Below are 17,169 nucleotides of genomic sequence, written 5' to 3' on the forward strand. Positions count from 1 at the left end.
GGCACAGATGCCGAAGTGGCTAGCGACGAACCAGCCCGACCTGTTCTTCGAGGACAACGCCGTGGGGCGGATGAAGAAGGAGGTTTGGGAGGCGAGTGACGAGGAGATAGAGGGCATATTGGCGGAGTACGGGATGCCACCCCAAGGAGTGGAGTGGGGCAAGCCGGGGTCATACATCCAGACGACCATCCGGCACCAACTGGAGGCGGAGCGGCGTCTCAACGACGTCGTCATCATCCCGGTCGGGTGCACGGAGAACCACGGTCAGCATCTGGTGAGCGCCGCCGATACGCTGTTTGCCAGCATGATAGCCGAGGGGGTGCGGCGGTACACCGCGCGCCGGGGACGCCCGGTTGCCTTGGCCCTGCCGCCGCTGAACTACGGGGGGCATCCTTACCATCACCTGGGCATGCCGGGGACGGTCGTCCTGCGCGAGGAGGTAGTGCGGGAGCTGCTCATTGACGTCATGCTGGGGCTGTGGAACGACGGCTTCCGCAAGCAGATCATCCTCAACAACCACGGCCAGCTGTGGATGCTGGAGTCCGCCCTGCAGGAGTTCCAGAAGCGCTACCAGCTACCTGGCATCTTCCGGGTGATCGACTGGCACCGGGCGGTGCGCGAGTTCTTCCGCACCACCGACCGAGGGGGCCAGTGGGGCACGGACTTCGTCCACGCCGACGAATCGGAGACCTCCCTGGGCCTGTACCTGTTCCCCGAGATGGTGGACATGAGCTACGCCGTCAACACCGAGGGCAAGTCCTACCTTCCGGACGGGCATTTCGACAAGTCGGTGGACCCCTTCGCCCGCCCGAGCAACTGGTCTCAGGGGGAGGGCCACTTCCCCATCGAGATCAAGGCCACGCCGGAGGGGGTGGTGGGCCACGCTGCCGATGCGGCTGCCTACAAGGCTAAGCGCCCTCTGGCCGCCATCCTGCGCTACCTAACCCTCTTCATAGACGACGTGCTGGCTGCCTTCCCTCCCGGCACGGTTCCACCCACGGAGGAGGTGACCCTGCGCTCGGCGGAGGAGATGGAGCCCTACCTGCGTGAGCCGATGAGCGAAGGGTGGAAGCCCGTCTACTCGCTACCAGCCATCGGAATGCGCCGGTCGTGAAGCGGATTCCTGCCCTGGGCCCTCCCTGCTTGGGAGACGGGGAGACGCGGAGAGGGGGAGAGGGGGAGAGGGGGAGAAGGGGAGACGCGGAGATGGGGGGACACGGGGACAGGGAGACAGGGAGAGGGGGCGATTCACTGTCTCCCCCTCACCGCCTCTCCCCTTCTCCCTGTCTCCCCTTCTCCGCGTCTCCCCGTCTCCCCCTCGCCATCGTCCTCTCCACTCACCCGGCCCAGTTCCAGGCGGTGGCGTTCAGGGGGGACCTGGAGGCGAACCTGAGAAGCATCGCCGGGTTGGGGTACGACGGGGTGGAGTTGGCCATCCGGGACCCTGGCCTGGTGGATGTCGAGGCTCTCAGCCGCACGCTCGATCAACTAGGCCTGGCGGTACCCGCCGTCGGCACCGGCCAGGCCTGGGCGGAGGAAGGCCTCTCCTTCACCGATCCCGACGCCTCCGTGCGCCGGGCGGCGGTGGACCGCATACGGGCCCACTTGGCGCCGTCAGCCCGCTGGGGCGCGGTCGTCATCGTGGGCCTCATCCGAGGCACCGTGTTCCCTGGGGTGGAGCCCGAGCAGGCCTGGGCCTGGCTGGTGGAGGCACTCAGGGAGTGCTGCCGTTCGGCGGCCGACGTTGGGGTCAGGCTGGCCCTGGAGCCCATCAACCGTTACGAGACGGTGCTGGTCAACACGGTGGCCCAAGGGCTGGACCTGGTGACCCAGGTGGGGGCTCCCAACCTGGGGCTGCTCCTTGACACCTTTCACATGAACATCGAAGAGCCCAGCATCGAGCGCAGTATTCGCGCGGCAGGGGAGCGCATCTTTCACTTCCATGTGGCGGACTCGAACCGCTGGTACCCGGGCGCCGGCCACCTGAACTTCCCCGCCATCCTAGCGGCGCTGGCCGAGACCGGTTACGGCGGTTATGTCTCCGGCGAGTTCCTTCCCCTCCCCGATCCCGCCACCGCCGCCGCGAGCGCTATCCGCTTCCTGAGAGGGGAGACGGGGAGACGGGGAGACGCGGAGACGGGGAGAGGGGGAGAGGGGGTGACTGCATGACTTGGGGACGAGATCCGCCATCTCCGCGTCCCCCTGTCTCCCTGTCTCCGTGTCTCTGTGGCTAGCCTCCCTCCACCTCCGCCACCCGGACGGGGCGGTGTTCGCGTAGAGATCGGGTAGCGGCGAGGGCGGCGACGAGGGCGGCCCGCCCGTCGGCGCCGGTCACCGGGGGCGGGACGTCCTGCCGTAGGCAGTCGCAGAAGGCCTGAAGCTCCGCCACGTAGGCGGAGGCGTAGCGCTCCAGGAAGAAGTAGAGGGGCTTCTCCTGGTGTATGCCCTCGGCGTCGGCCACGACGGTGTTGGTGGGCGTCTGGTTGCCGGCGGCGGCGCTGCCCCGGCTGCCGAAGACTTCCACCCGTTGATCGTAGCCGTAGACGGCGCGGCGGCTGTTGTCTATGGAGCCAAGGGCGCCGCTGACGAAGCGCAGCGTCACCAGGGCGGTGTCCACATCTCCTGCCTCGCCGACGGCCGGGTCCACTAGGACGGCACCGACGGCCGTCACCTCCTCGATGTCGCTGCCGGTGAGGAAGCGGGCCATGTCGAAGTCGTGGATGGTCATGTCCACGAAGATGCCCCCGGAGACCTTCACGTACTCGATGGGCGGGGGCGCCGGGTCGCGGCTGATGATATGGACGATGTGAGGCTCACCCACGCGGCCCTGAGCCACCAAGTCGCGGACGCGGCGGAAGCTGGGGTCGAAACGGCGGTTGAAGCCGATCTGGAGTTTCACCCCGGCTTCGGTGGCAGCGGCCAGGGCCCGGTCCGTCTCTACCAGGTCGAGGGCGATGGGCTTCTCACAGAAGACGTGCTTGCCTGCCCGGGCGGCCTCCACGATGAGGTCGGCGTGAGTATCGGTGCTGGTGCAGATGACGACGGCATCAATCTCGGGATCGGCAAGGATGGCGAGGTGATCCTGTACAGCCACTGGTACGTCGTACTGGCGAGCCAGTTCCTGGGCGGCCTCCAGGCGCACGTCGGCGATGGCGGCCAGCCCGACCCCAGGCACGGCGCGAGCCAGGGTGTGAGCGTGCACGCGGCCGATACGCCCGGCGCCGATGAGCCCCAGCTTGAGATCGCCGTCCATGGTTAGCCTCCGCAGCGGCAGCATAGCGGTACGATGCGCGCCTCCCGTACCGAGTATACCCCCGCCGGCGTGGTTGGCGAGTGGAGACCGGCCACGGAGACACGGAGAGGGGGAGACGCGGAGACGGGGTGACAGGGAGAGGGGGAGACAGGGAGAGGACGAGACAGAGAGGTGGTTTGTCGCGTCCTGATGTCACAGTGTCTCACCATCTCCGCGTCTCCCCCTCTCCCCCTCTCCGCGTCTCCCCCTCTCCCCTCCGGGCCTTTGCCAGCTGCTATGCTGAAGGTTACACTGGACGAACAGGGAGCCTGTGCATCATGGCGAACGAAACGCTGTATCTCCGGTGGCGCTCGCAGACTTTCGACGATGTAGTGGGTCAGGCTCACGTCACGCGCACGCTGAGGAACGCCTGCCGGGCCGGCCGGGTGGCCCACGCTTACCTCTTCTCCGGGCCGCGGGGCACGGGAAAGACCTCGGTGGCGCGCATCCTGGCCAAGGCGCTCAACTGCCAGGGCGAGGGCGATGAGAGGCCCTGCAACCAGTGCGACGCCTGCCGGGCCATCAGCGAGGGGCGCTACCTGGACCTGATCGAGATAGACGGCGCCTCCAACCGGGGGATAGACGAGATTCGCGATCTGCGGGAGAAGGTCAACTTCCGCCCTAACCAGGGCCGATACAAAGTCTACATAATTGACGAAGTGCACATGCTCACCCGGGAGGCCTTCAACGCCCTGCTGAAGACGCTGGAGGAGCCGCCGGACTACGTGATCTTCGTATTCGCCACCACGGAGGTGTGGCGAGTACCGGCTACCATTCGGTCGCGCTGCCAGCGCTTCGACTTCCGGCCCATCAAAGCTGACCTCATCGAGGCCCGCCTGCGGCAGATCTGCGAGGCCGAGCACTACGGGCACGACGATGCGGCGCTGGCTCTGATCGCCCGGCAGGCGACGGGCAGCATGCGCGATGCCATCAGCATGCTGGACCAGATCGTGTCGGTCGGTGAGGGCATGGTCACGGCCGACCTCCTGCGGGAGGTGCTGGGCACGGCGCCTGATGAGGCGGCCGAGACGCTTCTGGGCCTGGTTCTGGATGGGAATCTGGCGGAGGCGCTGGAGTTCCTGGAAGGATTGGCGTCCGAGGGGCTGGACATGCAGCAGTTCGTCCGGGACTTGCTGGAGCTCACCCGCGCCCTCCTGTTGGTGCGATTGGGGGTGCAGCCAGAGGGCGTGTTGTCTCCCGAGGCGGTGGCGCGGCTGGCCCAGTCGGCCCGCGACCTCGAGGTGAACACGCTCCGGCACGTGGCTGGCGCCCTGGCCCAGGCGGCCGATCAGGTGCGGCACGGGCATTTGCCCCAGCTGCCCCTGGAGCTGGCCATGGTAGACATCAGCGGCCTGCTGAATCGGCCTATACCTCACCCTGCCGAGGCAGCAGCTCCGGTCGTTCCGAAGGCGCCCCCCGCGGTGCGGCCGCATGCGTTACCCGATAGGCAGGGCGAGCAGAGGCAGGAGCCGGCGACCGCCGGGCCGGTCCGCCAGCAGGAGGAGCCGCCCAGTCTGGAGAGGGCGCGGAAGATGTGGCCCAAGGTGGCGGCCAAGGTGCACCGCCGGGATCGTACCCTGGAGGCGCTACTGCGCTCCAGTGAGCCGTGCGGCCTGGAGGGGGACACTTTGACTATTGCGTTCGCTTACCCATTCCACCACGCTTGCTTGGGCGGGACCGAGGAAGAGAGGGTATTGGCTCAGGCGGTGGCCGAGGTATTGGGCCGGTCGCTTCGGATCGTCCGAGTGGTGCAGGCGCCGGGAACGGCGGTCGAGAGGCAGGCAGATTCAGATGCTGCTGGTGAGCCGAAGGAGATCCCGGTGGACGAAGACCCGCTGTACCAGGTGGCGAGGGAGCTGGGCGGCAGAGTTAGAGTGATCGATGACGGAGGCAGTACTGATGAGCAAGCGTAGCGGCAAGCGCGCCCTGCCCATGCGGCCCAAGCTTGGTGGTGGGGGCAAGAACCAGATCCAGAGGCTGCAGGCCGACTTCGCCCGCATTCAGGAGGAGATGAAGGAACAGACCACCACGGCGACGGCCGGCGGAGGGGTAGTGGAAGTGGTGGTCACGGGAGAGCAGAAGGTCAAGGAGCTGCGCATTGACCCCGAGGTGGTGGATCCCGAGGATGTGGAGATGCTGCAGGATCTGATCATGGCTGCCGTGAATGAGGCGCTAGACAAGTCTCGCGCCGCCGTAGCCGAGCAGCTGAGCAGCCTCACTGGGGGGTTGGGCCTAGAAGGTATGCTGTAGGATGGCACTTCTGAGCGAGCCGATCGCCAGATTGATAGATGAGTTCAGCCGTCTGCCGGGCATCGGGCCCAAGACGGCATCGCGGCTTACCTACTACCTGTTGCGGGCGCCGAAGGACCAGGCCAATGCCCTAGCGGAGGCGCTGGTAGACCTCAAGGAACGGACCATCCTGTGCGCCCGTTGCTTCAACGTGGACGTGCAGAGCCCATGCGCCATCTGTCGGGATGAGTCCAGGGACCAGAGCATCATCTGCGTGGTGGAGGAGCCACTGGACCTGGTGGCCATCGAGCGTAGCGGGCGCTACAAGGGGCTCTATCACGTGCTGCACGGCGCCATCTCGCCGGTCGAGGGTATCGGGCCGGAAGACATTCGCGCCCGCGAGTTGGTGGAGCGGCTGCGCGAGGGCGGGGTGTCTGAGGTGCTGCTGGCGACGAACCCAAACATGGAAGGCGAAGCCACGGCCATGTACCTAGCCCGGCTCATCCGCCCGCTCGGCATCCGGGTGACCAGGTTGGCCCGAGGGCTCCCCATGGGCGGGGACCTGGAGTACGCTGACGAGATAACCCTGGCCCGGGCGCTGGAGGGCCGCAGCGAGGTCGAGTAGCCAGCAGGCGCCTGGCGCGGTCCAGGGTGGCGGGTAGCGCATGTTCGAGGCCGTTCTCTTCGATCTAGACGACACTCTATTGCGCACGGAGACGGACGAGTTCATCGCCCGGTACTTCGCTGCTCTGGGAGAGTATTTCCAGCCCCTCGGCGGGGTGGAGCCGGCTCAGTTTCGGCAGTGGGTGCTTCAGGCTACGAGAGCCATCCTGCAGCGCGAGCACCCTGAGCTCACCAATGCCGAGGCCTTCTCGGAGGAGTTCGGCCGGCTGAGCGGCCTGGATCCAAAGAGCCTGTGGCCTCACTTCATGCGCTTCTACGAAGAGATCTATCCCTCTCTAGGGGAGGGGCTGGAGGCGATGCCCGGGGCCCGAGAGGCGGTGCTGGAGGCTCAGGCCGGCGGCCGCAAGGTGGTCGTGGCCACTAACCCGCTGTTTCCCCTCAGTGCGGTCCGCGCTCGCCTGAAGTGGGCTGGGCTGGCGGATGTCAGGTTCGACCTGATCACGGCGATCGAGAACATGCACTGGGCCAAACCTCATCCAGCCTACTTCCGCGAGATCGCCGACACCCTCGATGTTCCGGCGGAGCGGTGCCTGGTGGTCGGCAACGACCCGGAGCTGGACATCATCCCGGCTCAGCAAGCGGGCATGTGGACCTACCTGGTCTGCCAGGGCGAGCCCCCCGGTGGCGCCGAGCCCCACGCGTTCGGGGACCTGGCTGGGCTGGTGTGCATGTTGCGTGATACGTGACACGTGACGCGGGATGCGTTGGCCTTCTTCCCAGGCACGTATCACTGGTCACGTGTCACGTATCACTCATCACTCGTCACTCGTCACGCATCACGTCTCACTCGTCAAGGAGGCTATCTTGGCACGCACGCGACGTCTTCGCATCCATGGCGTCATTCCAGCGATGGTCACGCCTCTCAAGGAGGACCGGATAAACGAGCCCGCCCTGCGCCGGCTGGTGGACTACCTTATCGAGGGCGGCGTCCACGGGCTGTTTCCTACTGGCAGCCAGGGGGAGTTCTATGCCCTCACGGCGGACGAGCGCCGCCAGGTATGGGAGGTGACACTGGACCAGGCGGCTGGCCGGGTGCCGGTCTACGCCGGCACTGGGGCCGTCACCACCGGTGAGGCAGTGGCTCTAGCTCGCCTGGCGGAGAAGGTAGGGATTGACGCCATCTCGGTGCTTACGCCCTACTTCGTCACCCTATCGGCGCGTGAGCTAGAGGAGCATTACCGACGCATCGCCGGCGTGACTGCCCTCCCCCTGCTGCTCTACAACAACCCTGACCGGACGGGCAACCGCCTGAGCCTGGATACCGTAGTGCGCCTGGCCGAGGTGGAAAACATAGCGGGCATCAAGGACTCCAGTGGGGACATGACCCTGCTGGCGGAGTACGTCCGCTGTACTCCCGATGACTTCGCGGTGCTGGCCGGCCGGGACACCCTCATCTACGGCGCCCTGGCCTACGGTGCCGCCGGGGCCATCGCGGCCACAGCCAACGTGGCACCGGCGCTAGTGGCTAGCATCTATGACCGCTTCCGTGCCGGCGACACTCAGGGGTCCCTCCGGGCGCAGCGCGACCTGGCGCCCCTGCGGATGGCCTTCTCGCTCGGTTCCTTCCCGGTGGTGATCAAGGAGGCACTGGACATGCTGGGGCTGGAGGCGGGGCCAGCGCGCCCGCCGGTGGGTCCGCTGGGCGAGGCCGAGCGCCGTCAGCTCCGCTCGGTGCTGGACGGCATGGGGCTGCTGACCGGGCCACGGGTGGCGCCCGAGAGAAGGTAAGTGCCCCGCACCTGGCGGCTGAGCCTAGGCGTGGCGGCAGCCCTCGGAATCGCCTTCGTGGCGACGGCCGCTGCCGTTCTATGGGACCTACCCGACCCTTGGCGCCTGCTCGAACGGGCGCCGGCCGCCAGCGTGCTCATCTACGACCGCAACGGCGTGGTCCTGTACGAGGCGCTGCCCGTTCACGGCGGACGGAGCCGTCCCCTGTCGCTAGCGGACGCCCCTCCCTATCTCATCCAGGCCACCCTGGCCACCGAGGATGCCGGCTTCTACCGGCATCCGGGGGTGGACCTGGTAGGAGTAGCCCGGGCCCTCTACTACAGCGTGCGCAGCGGGCGGGTGGTGGCTGGCGGAAGCACCATCACCCAGCAGGTAGCTCGCAACTTGCTGTTGCCCGAGGACCGGTACGAGCGGACCCTGCGCCGGAAGCTGCGGGAGGCGGTACTGGCCCTCATCATCGAGGCGGGGCGTAGCAAGGACGAGATCCTGGAGCTGTACCTCAACAGCACCTTCTACGGTCGGCTGTCTTACGGCGCCGAGGCCGCCAGCCTGGCGTTCTTCGGCAAGCCCCTTGCCTCTCTGGACCTGGCCGAGTGCGCCTTCCTGGCCGGGCTGCCCCAGGCCCCCAGCCTCTACGCCCCCGAGGCTGGCGACGCCTGGCGGGGCCGGCAGCGGGTGGTGCTGGACCTGATGGTCCGGCAGGGCTTCATCACTGCTGAGGAGGCCGCCATGGCGGCGCGAGAGCCCCTGCGCTTCGTGGCCGCCGGTGGCCTGCGCGTGTACACCACCCTCGACCTAGCCTCCCAGGAACAGGCGCGACTGGTGGTCGAGCGCTGCCTGGAGTCGGTGAACCGGGACCCCAGAGTGCATGTAAGCAACGCTGCCGTACTGGCGCTGGATCTTTCGGATGGCGCCATCCGAGTGATGATAGGGAGCGCCGATTACTTTGACGACAGCATTGCCGGGGCGGTGAACGCGACACTGGCGCCGCGACAGCCCGGCTCCGCCATCAAGCCTCTGACCTACGCCGCCGCCTTCGAAGCTGGCTACACCCCCGCCAGCATGATGCTGGACGTGCCTTCCACCTTCATCACGGCGGAAGGGGAACCGTACGTGCCTGTCAACTTCGACTTCACCTACCGGGGGCCGGTCCTGCTGCGGGAGGCACTGGGGTCCTCCTATAACGTGGTCGCGGTTAGGCTACTGGATGCAGTGGGGCTGCCGGCCCTGCAGGACATGGCCCGGCGGTTGGGGGTAGTCTCCTTGGGCACCGCCGATCGACTGGGGCTGGCGGCCACGCTGGGGGGGACAGAGGTGAGCCTGTTGGAGCTCACCCGGGCTTACGCGGCGTTTGGCCGAGGCGGCCGGCCGGTCGAGCCCTATGCCATTCTTCGGGTGACGGACGACCGGGGGCAATTGCTGTGGGAAGCGGCGAGGCACGACCCCCAGCCGGTCATCAGCCCTCAAGTTGCCTACCTCATTACCGATATCCTTAAGGACGATAAGGCTCGCATCCCCACCTTCGGCGAGGGGAGCGTGCTGGCGCTGTCGCGTCCGGCGGCGGTGAAGACGGGTACCACCACCGATAGCCGAGACAACTGGACCGTCGGCTACACGCCCCAGATGGTGGTGGGGGTATGGGCGGGCAACAGCGATGGCTCCGGTATGGGGCCGGTCTCGGGCGTGGAGGGAGCGGCCCCCATCTGGCGCGGAGTGATGGAGGCGCTCCATCGAGGAATGCCTGAGCAGGACTTCGTTGAGCCTCCCGGCCTGGTGCGGGCAGAGGTGTGCGCCCTCAGCGGGTTGTTGCCCGGCCCGGACTGCCCCCATCGCCGGCTCGAGCTATTCATTGCCGGCACTGAGCCCGAGAGGCAGTGTGACCTGCACCGGCTGATCCCGGATGACGAGGGCCAGGACGGCAGCGCCGGTGGGGCCGAGGGGCACGTGGCCGCCGTCCTGCCTGAGGAGGCCCAGGCGTGGGCCGACGCGCGTGGGTTCCCCCGGGCTCCGGCGCTTGAGGTCGCTACCGAGGTGCCGCCGGCGGTACGGCTGGTGCAGCCAGACCCTCACCGCGTGTACGAGCTGGCCGCCGACCTGCCCCTCAGCAGCCAGCGGGTGGCGGTAGAGGCTAGCGTGCCCGCCGGCGTCCCGGTGCGCACTGTGCGGCTCATGGTGGATGGGCAGGTGTTGGCGCAGCTAGATCGCCCTCCGTATCGGGTCCTGTGGCTCTTGGAGCCAGGCGAGCACGTCTTCGCAGCTGAGGTAGAGACAGAACAGGGAAAGGTGTGGACATCCGACCCAGTTCCGGTTACCGTGGCTCGAGGTGGAGCCCAGCCCGAGGCGTCTCGTTGACGTTGCGAGCCTGCGGGGCGTAGTATGGTGGGCCGCCCGCCCTCACGGGAGACCGGCTAGCCCTTTCGGCGGAGGTGGAGTGACTCGGGAACCTGAATCCATGCTTGCCCTCGATGTGGGCAACGCCTACGTCAAAGCCACCTTGGTGGATCGCGTGGGAGACGCCCACCGCTTCGTGGCGCGGGGAGTGGCCCCGCAGATCGCTAGCGTAGCGTCGGTCGGAGCGCTGCGGGCGCCGCTGTTGGCCTGCGTTGGCGACCTCGAAGACGTGTCAGGGCGAAGGCTGGCCGATCGGGAAGGGCGGCCCATCGTGCCCGAGCAGCTCGGCGTGGGAGTGGACGCGGTAGGTGGGGTGGTGAGCGTGCTCGGCCCTCTGGAGGTGGCCGTATGCTCCCTCAAGACGGACGCGAACCTGCAGTACGCCGAGGGAGCACTCCATTCGGTAGCCAGTGCGGTGGTGGCGCGGATCACCGGTCAGGAGATAGCAGCGCGCCGGGGGGCTTTTGAGAGCTTCGCCCAGACCATCCGGAACCGTCCCCCTCACGTATTGCTGCTGGTAGGGGGGGATGAGCGAAAGCCGGACCGGGCGGTCGTCGCTATGGCCGAGGCTCTGGCGGTGGCCGTGTCTCTCTTGCGGCCGGACCAGAGGCCCACCCTCCTGTATGCCGGGCCCCAGGCGCTCCGCCAGGCCATCACCTCGGCCGCGGCCGAGAGCATGCCCGTGCGCATGGTTCAATGCCCGGCGCCCGATGGGAGGTCCGCGGACCTGGGGCCTCTGCGGCGGGAGCTGGATCTGCTTCACTTGTCCCTGCTGGGTAGCGACGGCAAGGGCCTAGAGGCCGTCTGGCGCTGGTGTGGTGGTCGAGTGACCTCAGTGGGGCAGGCCATGCTGCGGGCTTACAGCCAGCACGAAGTTGACGTCCTGGCTGCGGACGTGGGCTCCCTGAGTACCGTGCTGGTGCGGACCGGGCACGGGCAGGTCCTGGTGGAGCGGGGCTGCGGCGTGGGTCAGGGGGCGCAGCCGTTGCTCCGGCGCATCGGTGCCGAGCGATTGCTGCGCTGGGTGGCCTCCGAGGGCGTGGGCGAGGCAGAGGTCACCGATTGGTCCCTCAACCGTCAACTGCGCCCCTGGCTGCGTGCGGCCACCCCGGGGGAAACAGAGATCGAACTGGCCTGTGCCCGCGAGGCTCTGGCAGCGGCGCGCCAAGGAGCTGCCGCTGCGTGGCCCGAGGGCTGGGACTACCCCGACTCTCTGCCGCCGAGGGTGGACATGGTAGTGGGTGGCGGGGCCGTACTCGGTCGCTACCACTCCTTGGGACGAGCTGCTGCCGTTCTAATTGACGGCCTGCAGCCTGTGGGCGTGTGCCGTCTGGCCCTGGACTGGGGCAACCTGGCCACCGGCCTGGGGGCGCTGGCCGAGCTCAACCCGGCTGCCGTTCTGTCCGTCCTGGAGCGCGACGGGGTGTTGCTGCTGGGAACCCTGGTAGCTCCGGTGGGCCGGTCCCGCTTTGGCCGGGAGGTTGTTCGGCTTACGGTCACGGGGCCGGGCAGCCAGACGGCGGAGCTCAAGGTGTCGGCCGGGGACCTAATCCGCTTGCCGCTGGCCCCGGGAGCGCGCGCCCGAGCCACCATCCGCCCCGCTCGCGGCTATGACGTAGGGGCCGGTCGAGGGCAGGGGCTGGAGGTGGAGGTCGAGGGAGGACCGCTAGGGTTAGTGATCGACGCCCGGGGCCGTCCCCTACCGGAGAACGAGAACCCGGCCGACCGTCGGCGATTGCTGCGGCGCTGGCTGCAGGCGCTGGAGGCATAGTCGTGCCGGTTGTGGGTGAGACGGTGGTCTGCAGGCGATGCGTGTACGGGGAGCGTTTCCGCCTGCCCGGACCGGGGCGAATAGTGGTCAGCACCGGCGACCTGGTGACGCCTGCAGACGTGGTGGGCTACATCGTGGAGCGGGGTCCGGTCAGGGTGGTCGATCTAGCCTCCGAGCTAGGCGTCGCTCCGCGGCGGGTGTCGCAGTGTCTGGTCATCAAGGAAGGCCAGTCGGTGCGGGCGGGCGAGCTGCTGGCCCGGCGGGAGGCTTGGCCCCGGCCGCGGGAAGTGAGGGCACCGGAGAACGCTCGCGCCATGGCTCTGGGGGGCGGCATGGCCCTTCTGGAAGGATTTCCCACCGAGGTTCCGGTGCGTGGCTGCCTTCCTGGCCGGGTGGGCGAGACCTACCCTGGGTCGGGAATGGAGGTGGAGGGGAGGGGAGCCGTGATCGTCGCTGCCGCCCTCCTGGGGAGCGAGTTCTCTGGCCCGCTGAAGATGGTTGGTCCGGTGCCGGAGAGAGTGTTGCGCCCCGAGCACGTAGATGCCACCGCCCACGGCGCCGTGCTAGTGGGCGGGATAGGGGAGGACCCAGCGGCGCTGACCCGGGCGGCCGAGTTCGGGGCCCAGGGAGTGGTCTTGGGTGGGGTGCCGGGGGCATGGGCTGAAACCCGGCTGCCGCTGCCTGTCGCGGTGGTGGAGGGTTTCGGCCGGGTGCCCATGAACCGGTTGGCCTTCGACCTCATGAATGAGATAGCGGGTAGTGTCGTGTATGTTCTGCGGCGAGGGAGTCGGTGTTGGCTCCTGTCGCCTCAAGACGTCGAGCCAGAGGGGCGCTTCGACCCTGTGGCGGTGAGGCGGCTCGAGGCGGAGGCTGAAGTCCGTCTGGTTGCTGGACCTCAGGCCGGGTCCATCGGTCGCGTAGTGGAGATACTGGCAGGGAGTGGCGAGGCGATCGTACAATTGGGCGGCAAGAGAGTGACCGCTCTGGTGGCGAACTGCGAGTTGGTCTTCCGCTAAGCTCCGGCGCTTTCTGAAGCGAGAGGGCCGGAATCATGCTGTGTGAGCGTGGAGGTAAGAGATGGCTTCGTTGTTCGATAAGGTGCAGACTCTGATCAGCGCCAACTTGCATGCACTCGTGGACAGAGCTCTCCGGTCCAACTCGCTGGCGGTCATAGACGAGTATATCCGCCAGATAGAGAACAGCCTCAGCGACCTGGAGGACGCAGTAGCCACCGTAGGGGGCCAGCTGAAGACGCTGGAACGCAAGTACGAGGAGTACCGAGGCAAGGCGGACGAACTAGACCGCAACATAGACGTGCTCCTGGTAGAAGGACGCGAGGACCTGGCCGTGGCCGCCCAGAGCAAGCTGAACTCCACCCGGCGGCTGGCAGATAGCTATGGCGAGCAGGTGGAACGGCAGCGGGGTGAGTTCCGGCAACTGCAGGATGCCCGGCTCAAACTGGAGGCAAGGCTAGCTACTGTCAAGCAGGAGCGGGAGGAACTGCGGGCTCTGCTGGAGCTGGCACGGTCCAAGGAGATCGCCCAGCAGACGATGGCCTCGCTCGATTCCCTGGTCGGGGTGGGCGATAGCGATGTGGCCCGGGTGGCTGATGCCATACGGGCGCGGCTGGACAAGGCGCAGGCGCGCAGCGAGATGAGCGCTAGCCGGCTGGATGCCCAGATGGACGAGTTGCTGGAGAGGCGGGACATTGACTTGCAGCTGGCCGAGAGGCGGCGCCGGCTCGGTCTGGGCCAGTAAGCCGGAGCGAGGTGGCGCGGTAAGCCGGGCTCAAGGTGACAGATGAACAGGACTAGGCTGGTCTTTGTGCTGGTGCTGGTCGTCGCTCTGGCCATCGTAGGGCTATCCTACCTGATGCGGAGCGACGGCGGGTCCCTTGAGCCCGAGCGGCAGGAGCTGCTCGAGGTCCGAGTGGCCTGTGCCCTGCCGGTGGAGGCCTGGGTGCGGGAGGCTGCCGAAGCCTTCAATGCCGAGGGACATCGCCTCGACGGGGTTCCCATAACGGTCCAGGTGACGGCAGTGGACGGGCTGACGGCTAAGAGCCGGTTCGACCGGGGCGAGTTTGACCCTGTGCCTACGGCGTGGATACCGGACAGCCGGTACCTGGTGGAGCTGGTCAACCTGACTCAGAAGCAGAAGCTGGGTCGGGATGTCTTCCTCACCGATGGGGAGTACCGGGCCCGACCCATAGCCATCTCCCTATTTGCCTGGGGCATCTACGCCAGCCGGGCCGAGGTGTTGCGGGAGCGCTACGGGAAAGTGGACTGGGGCAGCATTCACGATGCCGCGGTGGCCCGAGGTGGCTGGGCCGAGTTGGGAGGTGATCCCTCTTGGGGGTACTTCAAGCTGGTGGTGCCGAACCCGCAGCGGAACGTAGGCGGGCTGGCGGCCATGGTGGCGGCAGCGGGGGAGTACTACCAGAGCACTCGCATCGGGGTAGCGGATGTGACCAACCCCGAGTTCCAGCAATGGCTGGGAGAGCTGATGGGGGCGGTGACGGATTTCAGCAGTCTGAGCGCCTACTCAGCTGAGGACTTGGCCCTATTCGGCTACTCCATGGGCGACGGAGGCCAGCTTCTGGAGAGCGACCTGCTCTCGCACATGGAAGGGATACAGGCCCGCTGGCAGGAGCCACTAGTCATCATCTACCCTGAGTACATCACCTGGTTCGATTTCCCCTTCACCGTCTGGATGGGTCAGGAGACGACGGCGGCGGAGAAGAATGCGGCGCTGGAGTTCGAGCGCTACCTCCTCTCTGAAGAGGTGCAGGCTCAGGCAGTGCTGCACGGGCTGCGGCCCGTGAACACGAGCGTCTCCCTGGACATTGAGGGCAGCCCCTTTGCCCGTTGGCGCGACCAGGGAATCGTGACCGTGGTGCCGCGCGCCTCCGCCATGCGTTCCCCCGACCGCGACACCCTGGACACTCTGGTGCGCTGGTTCGAGCTCAACGTGACCCAGCGCTAAGGAAACGCGCATGCAGGCGCAGAGGTCCCGCACCAATCGCCTCTTGGCGATCCTGATAGCGCTCTTCTTGCTGGTGACGGCGCTCCCGTTCGCTTGCTGGTGGGGCGTCAGCCGCTTGCGAGCCGCCGTCACCCCGCCGGAGCCCACCCTCCGGCTGGCCTACTCGCCGGAGAAGAGAGAGCTGTTGGGGCAGTTGCTGGCCGAGTTCGAGCGACAGGGCCTGCGCACCACCTCGGGAGCACCCATGCGGGTGGCAGCGGTGGAGATGCTGCCGGAGCGCATGGTCAGGCTTGCGGTCGAAGGCCAGGTGGACGCTGTCTGTCCTGATTCCTCGCTGTGGCTCACGGAGACGGACCAGCGCTGGCGGGAGACCTTTCTGCGAGACGGAGTGCTGGTGGGTGAGGCGGTGCGCTTCGCCATCAGCCCCGTGGTGATAGCCATGCGGGAAGACGTGGCTCGCTCTATGGGCTACCCCGATCGCCCCATCGGCTGGATGGACATCCTGGAGCGGGCCCAGACGGAGGAGACATTCAGCTGGAGCCATGCTTCCACCAGCACGGCCAGCGGCCTGCTGGCTACACTGGCCCAGTTCTACGCCGGGGCAGGGAAGACGCGCGGACTCACCATCGAAGATGCCACGGCCCAGAGTACCCTCGACTACGTGGCGGCAGTGGAGGCCACGGTCAGGCACTACGGCGAGGGAGAGCTGGCCACTGTGGAGAGGGCCCTGGAGGAGGGCGAGCTGCGACTGGACGCCTTCGTGGTCCAGGAGCAACTGGTAGTGTACTACAATGGTCGCGGGAGCGACCGACTGGTGGCCGTCTATCCGGCCGAGGGCACTCTCTGGGAGGATCACCCCCTGGCCCTGCTGGAGCACGCGGACCTGGATAACGACGCCAGGGAGACGTTCCAGGCGCTCAAGCGTCACCTGCTTAGCCCGCAGTCTCAGCAGGTAGTGCTGCAGCACGGTTACCGCCCCGCGGACCTCTCGATCCCCCTGACCGGCGAGGGCTCCCCGCTGACTGCCGCCAACGGCGTAGACCCGACCCAGCCCAAGACGGTGTTGCAGATGCCGAGCGCGGCCGTGGTGGACGTGGTAAGGGACGTGTGGTGGTACACTAAGAGGCACACCAACGTGTTCCTGGTGGTGGATACCTCCGGTAGCATGCAGGGGGACAAGCTGGAGAACGCCCGCCTCGGGCTGCAGGCATTCGTAGAAGGCATCCGCGGCGACCAGGAACGGGTGGGCATGATCGAGTTCGCCAGCGAGGTGGGGCGGACCATTCCCCTGGACGAGTTGGGGCGCAACCGGAGGGCACTGGAACAAGCCATCGCCGACCTCTCGGCCGGGGGCAATACGGCACTTCTGGACGCAATTGGGGCGGCGTACGGCCGGCTGCAGAGCCTGGGCGATGCCGAGCGGATCAACGCCATCGTGGTGATGACGGACGGGCGCGAGAATGCCTCCCGGACGCGGCTGCGGGAGCTGCAGATGCGCATTCGGGATGGGAACGCCCGCGGGGTGCCGGTGGTGGTGTTCTGCATCGCCTACGGCAGCGATGCCGATCTCGACACGCTGGCCGCCATCGCGGAGACGAGCGGCGGCCAAGTGCGTCGAGGAGACCTGACCTCGATAGAAGAGCTCTACCGGCTGATCTCCACCTACTTCTGACATCGCCTACCTGAACGCTCGCGCGGCCATGGCGAGCCATCCTCGCGTGGCCTCGGAACGTCACCGTGTCACCTGACTCTCTTCCTCCATCAGCCAGAGCTCCTCGGTGTCTCCCTCATGCCCTTCGCGTCTCCCCCTCCCGTATCGCCCGGAGCCCCCTCGCGTCACTCTGAACCCTCCTGTGTCATCCTGAACCACCGGCGTCGCTCTGAAGACCCTCGCGTTACCCTGAACGAAGTGAAGGGCCTCCGGATTCGGAGACCAGGGTGCCCGCTCTCCTCCGGCCCTTCCCTCGGCATAACGCGCAGAGGCAGACGCAAGCTCGGCCGGAGATGGGGATCGTGGGGACACGTGCATCGGTGGGCACGGGGGCTGGGCTGGCATGCCCAGCCGGCCCGGTACTTGCATGTCTCCGGTATC

General features: G+C 67.3%; 14 protein-coding genes. 13 read left to right on the top strand and 1 reads right to left on the bottom strand.

Translation table 11 applies throughout. The features are described 5' to 3' along the window. Positions 1-7 precede the first annotated feature (7 nt). Positions 8-1,114 carry a creatininase family protein gene (locus HPY83_00975; protein NPV06519.1) on the top strand — a complete coding sequence of 369 codons (1,107 nt, stop codon included), beginning with the start codon at positions 8-10 and terminating at the stop codon, positions 1,112-1,114. A 92-nt stretch (positions 1,115-1,206) separates the two neighbouring features. Next, positions 1,207-2,169: a sugar phosphate isomerase/epimerase gene (locus HPY83_00980; GenBank protein NPV06520.1), complete on the top strand. Its 963-nt coding sequence runs from the start codon at positions 1,207-1,209 to the stop codon at positions 2,167-2,169. 61 nt (positions 2,170-2,230) lie between these two features. On the opposite strand, the gene iolG is transcribed toward HPY83_00980, so the two are convergent. Continuing rightward, a complete protein-coding gene (iolG, locus tag HPY83_00985) occupies positions 2,231-3,253 on the bottom strand; it encodes an inositol 2-dehydrogenase (GenBank protein ID NPV06521.1) in 1,023 nt (340 codons plus the stop codon). Positions 3,254-3,570: 317 nt separating this feature from the next. Here iolG and dnaX point away from each other — a divergent pair, with 317 nt between their 5' ends. The 11 genes from dnaX to HPY83_01040 all read left to right on the top strand — a co-directional run bounded on the left by dnaX (position 3,571) and on the right by HPY83_01040 (position 16,749). Beyond that, entirely contained in the window at positions 3,571-5,205 is a 1,635-nt protein-coding gene (dnaX, locus tag HPY83_00990; protein ID NPV06522.1) for a DNA polymerase III subunit gamma/tau, read from the top strand. After that, positions 5,192-5,542, top strand: coding sequence for a YbaB/EbfC family nucleoid-associated protein (locus HPY83_00995; GenBank protein ID NPV06523.1), 351 nt, complete (start codon positions 5,192-5,194; stop codon positions 5,540-5,542). The genes dnaX and HPY83_00995 overlap by 14 nt, the downstream gene beginning before the upstream one ends. Before the next feature lies 1 nt (position 5,543). Further along, a complete protein-coding gene (gene recR / locus HPY83_01000; protein NPV06524.1) occupies positions 5,544-6,146 on the top strand; it encodes a recombination protein RecR in 603 nt (200 codons plus the stop codon). A gap of 40 nt (positions 6,147-6,186) precedes the next feature. Further along, a complete protein-coding gene (locus tag HPY83_01005; protein ID NPV06525.1) occupies positions 6,187-6,891 on the top strand; it encodes an HAD family hydrolase in 705 nt (234 codons plus the stop codon). Between the two features lie 13 nt (positions 6,892-6,904). After that, entirely contained in the window at positions 6,905-7,933 is a 1,029-nt protein-coding gene (dapA, locus tag HPY83_01010; GenBank protein ID NPV06526.1) for a 4-hydroxy-tetrahydrodipicolinate synthase, read from the top strand. Further along, a complete protein-coding gene (locus HPY83_01015; protein ID NPV06527.1) occupies positions 7,934-10,285 on the top strand; it encodes a penicillin-binding protein in 2,352 nt (783 codons plus the stop codon). 79 nt (positions 10,286-10,364) lie between these two features. Then, positions 10,365-12,095 carry a hypothetical protein gene (locus tag HPY83_01020; GenBank protein ID NPV06528.1) on the top strand — a complete coding sequence of 577 codons (1,731 nt, stop codon included), beginning with the start codon at positions 10,365-10,367 and terminating at the stop codon, positions 12,093-12,095. Positions 12,096-12,097: 2 nt separating this feature from the next. After that, positions 12,098-13,111, top strand: coding sequence for a hypothetical protein (locus tag HPY83_01025; protein NPV06529.1), 1,014 nt, complete (start codon positions 12,098-12,100; stop codon positions 13,109-13,111). Positions 13,112-13,172: 61 nt separating this feature from the next. Next, positions 13,173-13,853 carry a hypothetical protein gene (locus tag HPY83_01030; GenBank protein ID NPV06530.1) on the top strand — a complete coding sequence of 227 codons (681 nt, stop codon included), beginning with the start codon at positions 13,173-13,175 and terminating at the stop codon, positions 13,851-13,853. Between the two features lie 42 nt (positions 13,854-13,895). After that, complete coding sequence (locus HPY83_01035) at positions 13,896-15,077, top strand: solute-binding protein (protein NPV06531.1); 1,182 nt, start codon at positions 13,896-13,898, stop codon at positions 15,075-15,077. 10 nt (positions 15,078-15,087) lie between these two features. Further along, positions 15,088-16,749 (top strand): VWA domain-containing protein, encoded by a 1,662-nt coding sequence (locus HPY83_01040; GenBank protein NPV06532.1) that lies wholly within the window; start codon positions 15,088-15,090, stop codon positions 16,747-16,749. The last annotated feature ends 420 nt before the right edge of the window (positions 16,750-17,169 follow it).

The organism is Anaerolineae bacterium (genome assembly GCA_013178015.1).
Taxonomy (GTDB): domain Bacteria; phylum Chloroflexota; class Anaerolineae; order DRVO01; family DRVO01; genus Ch71.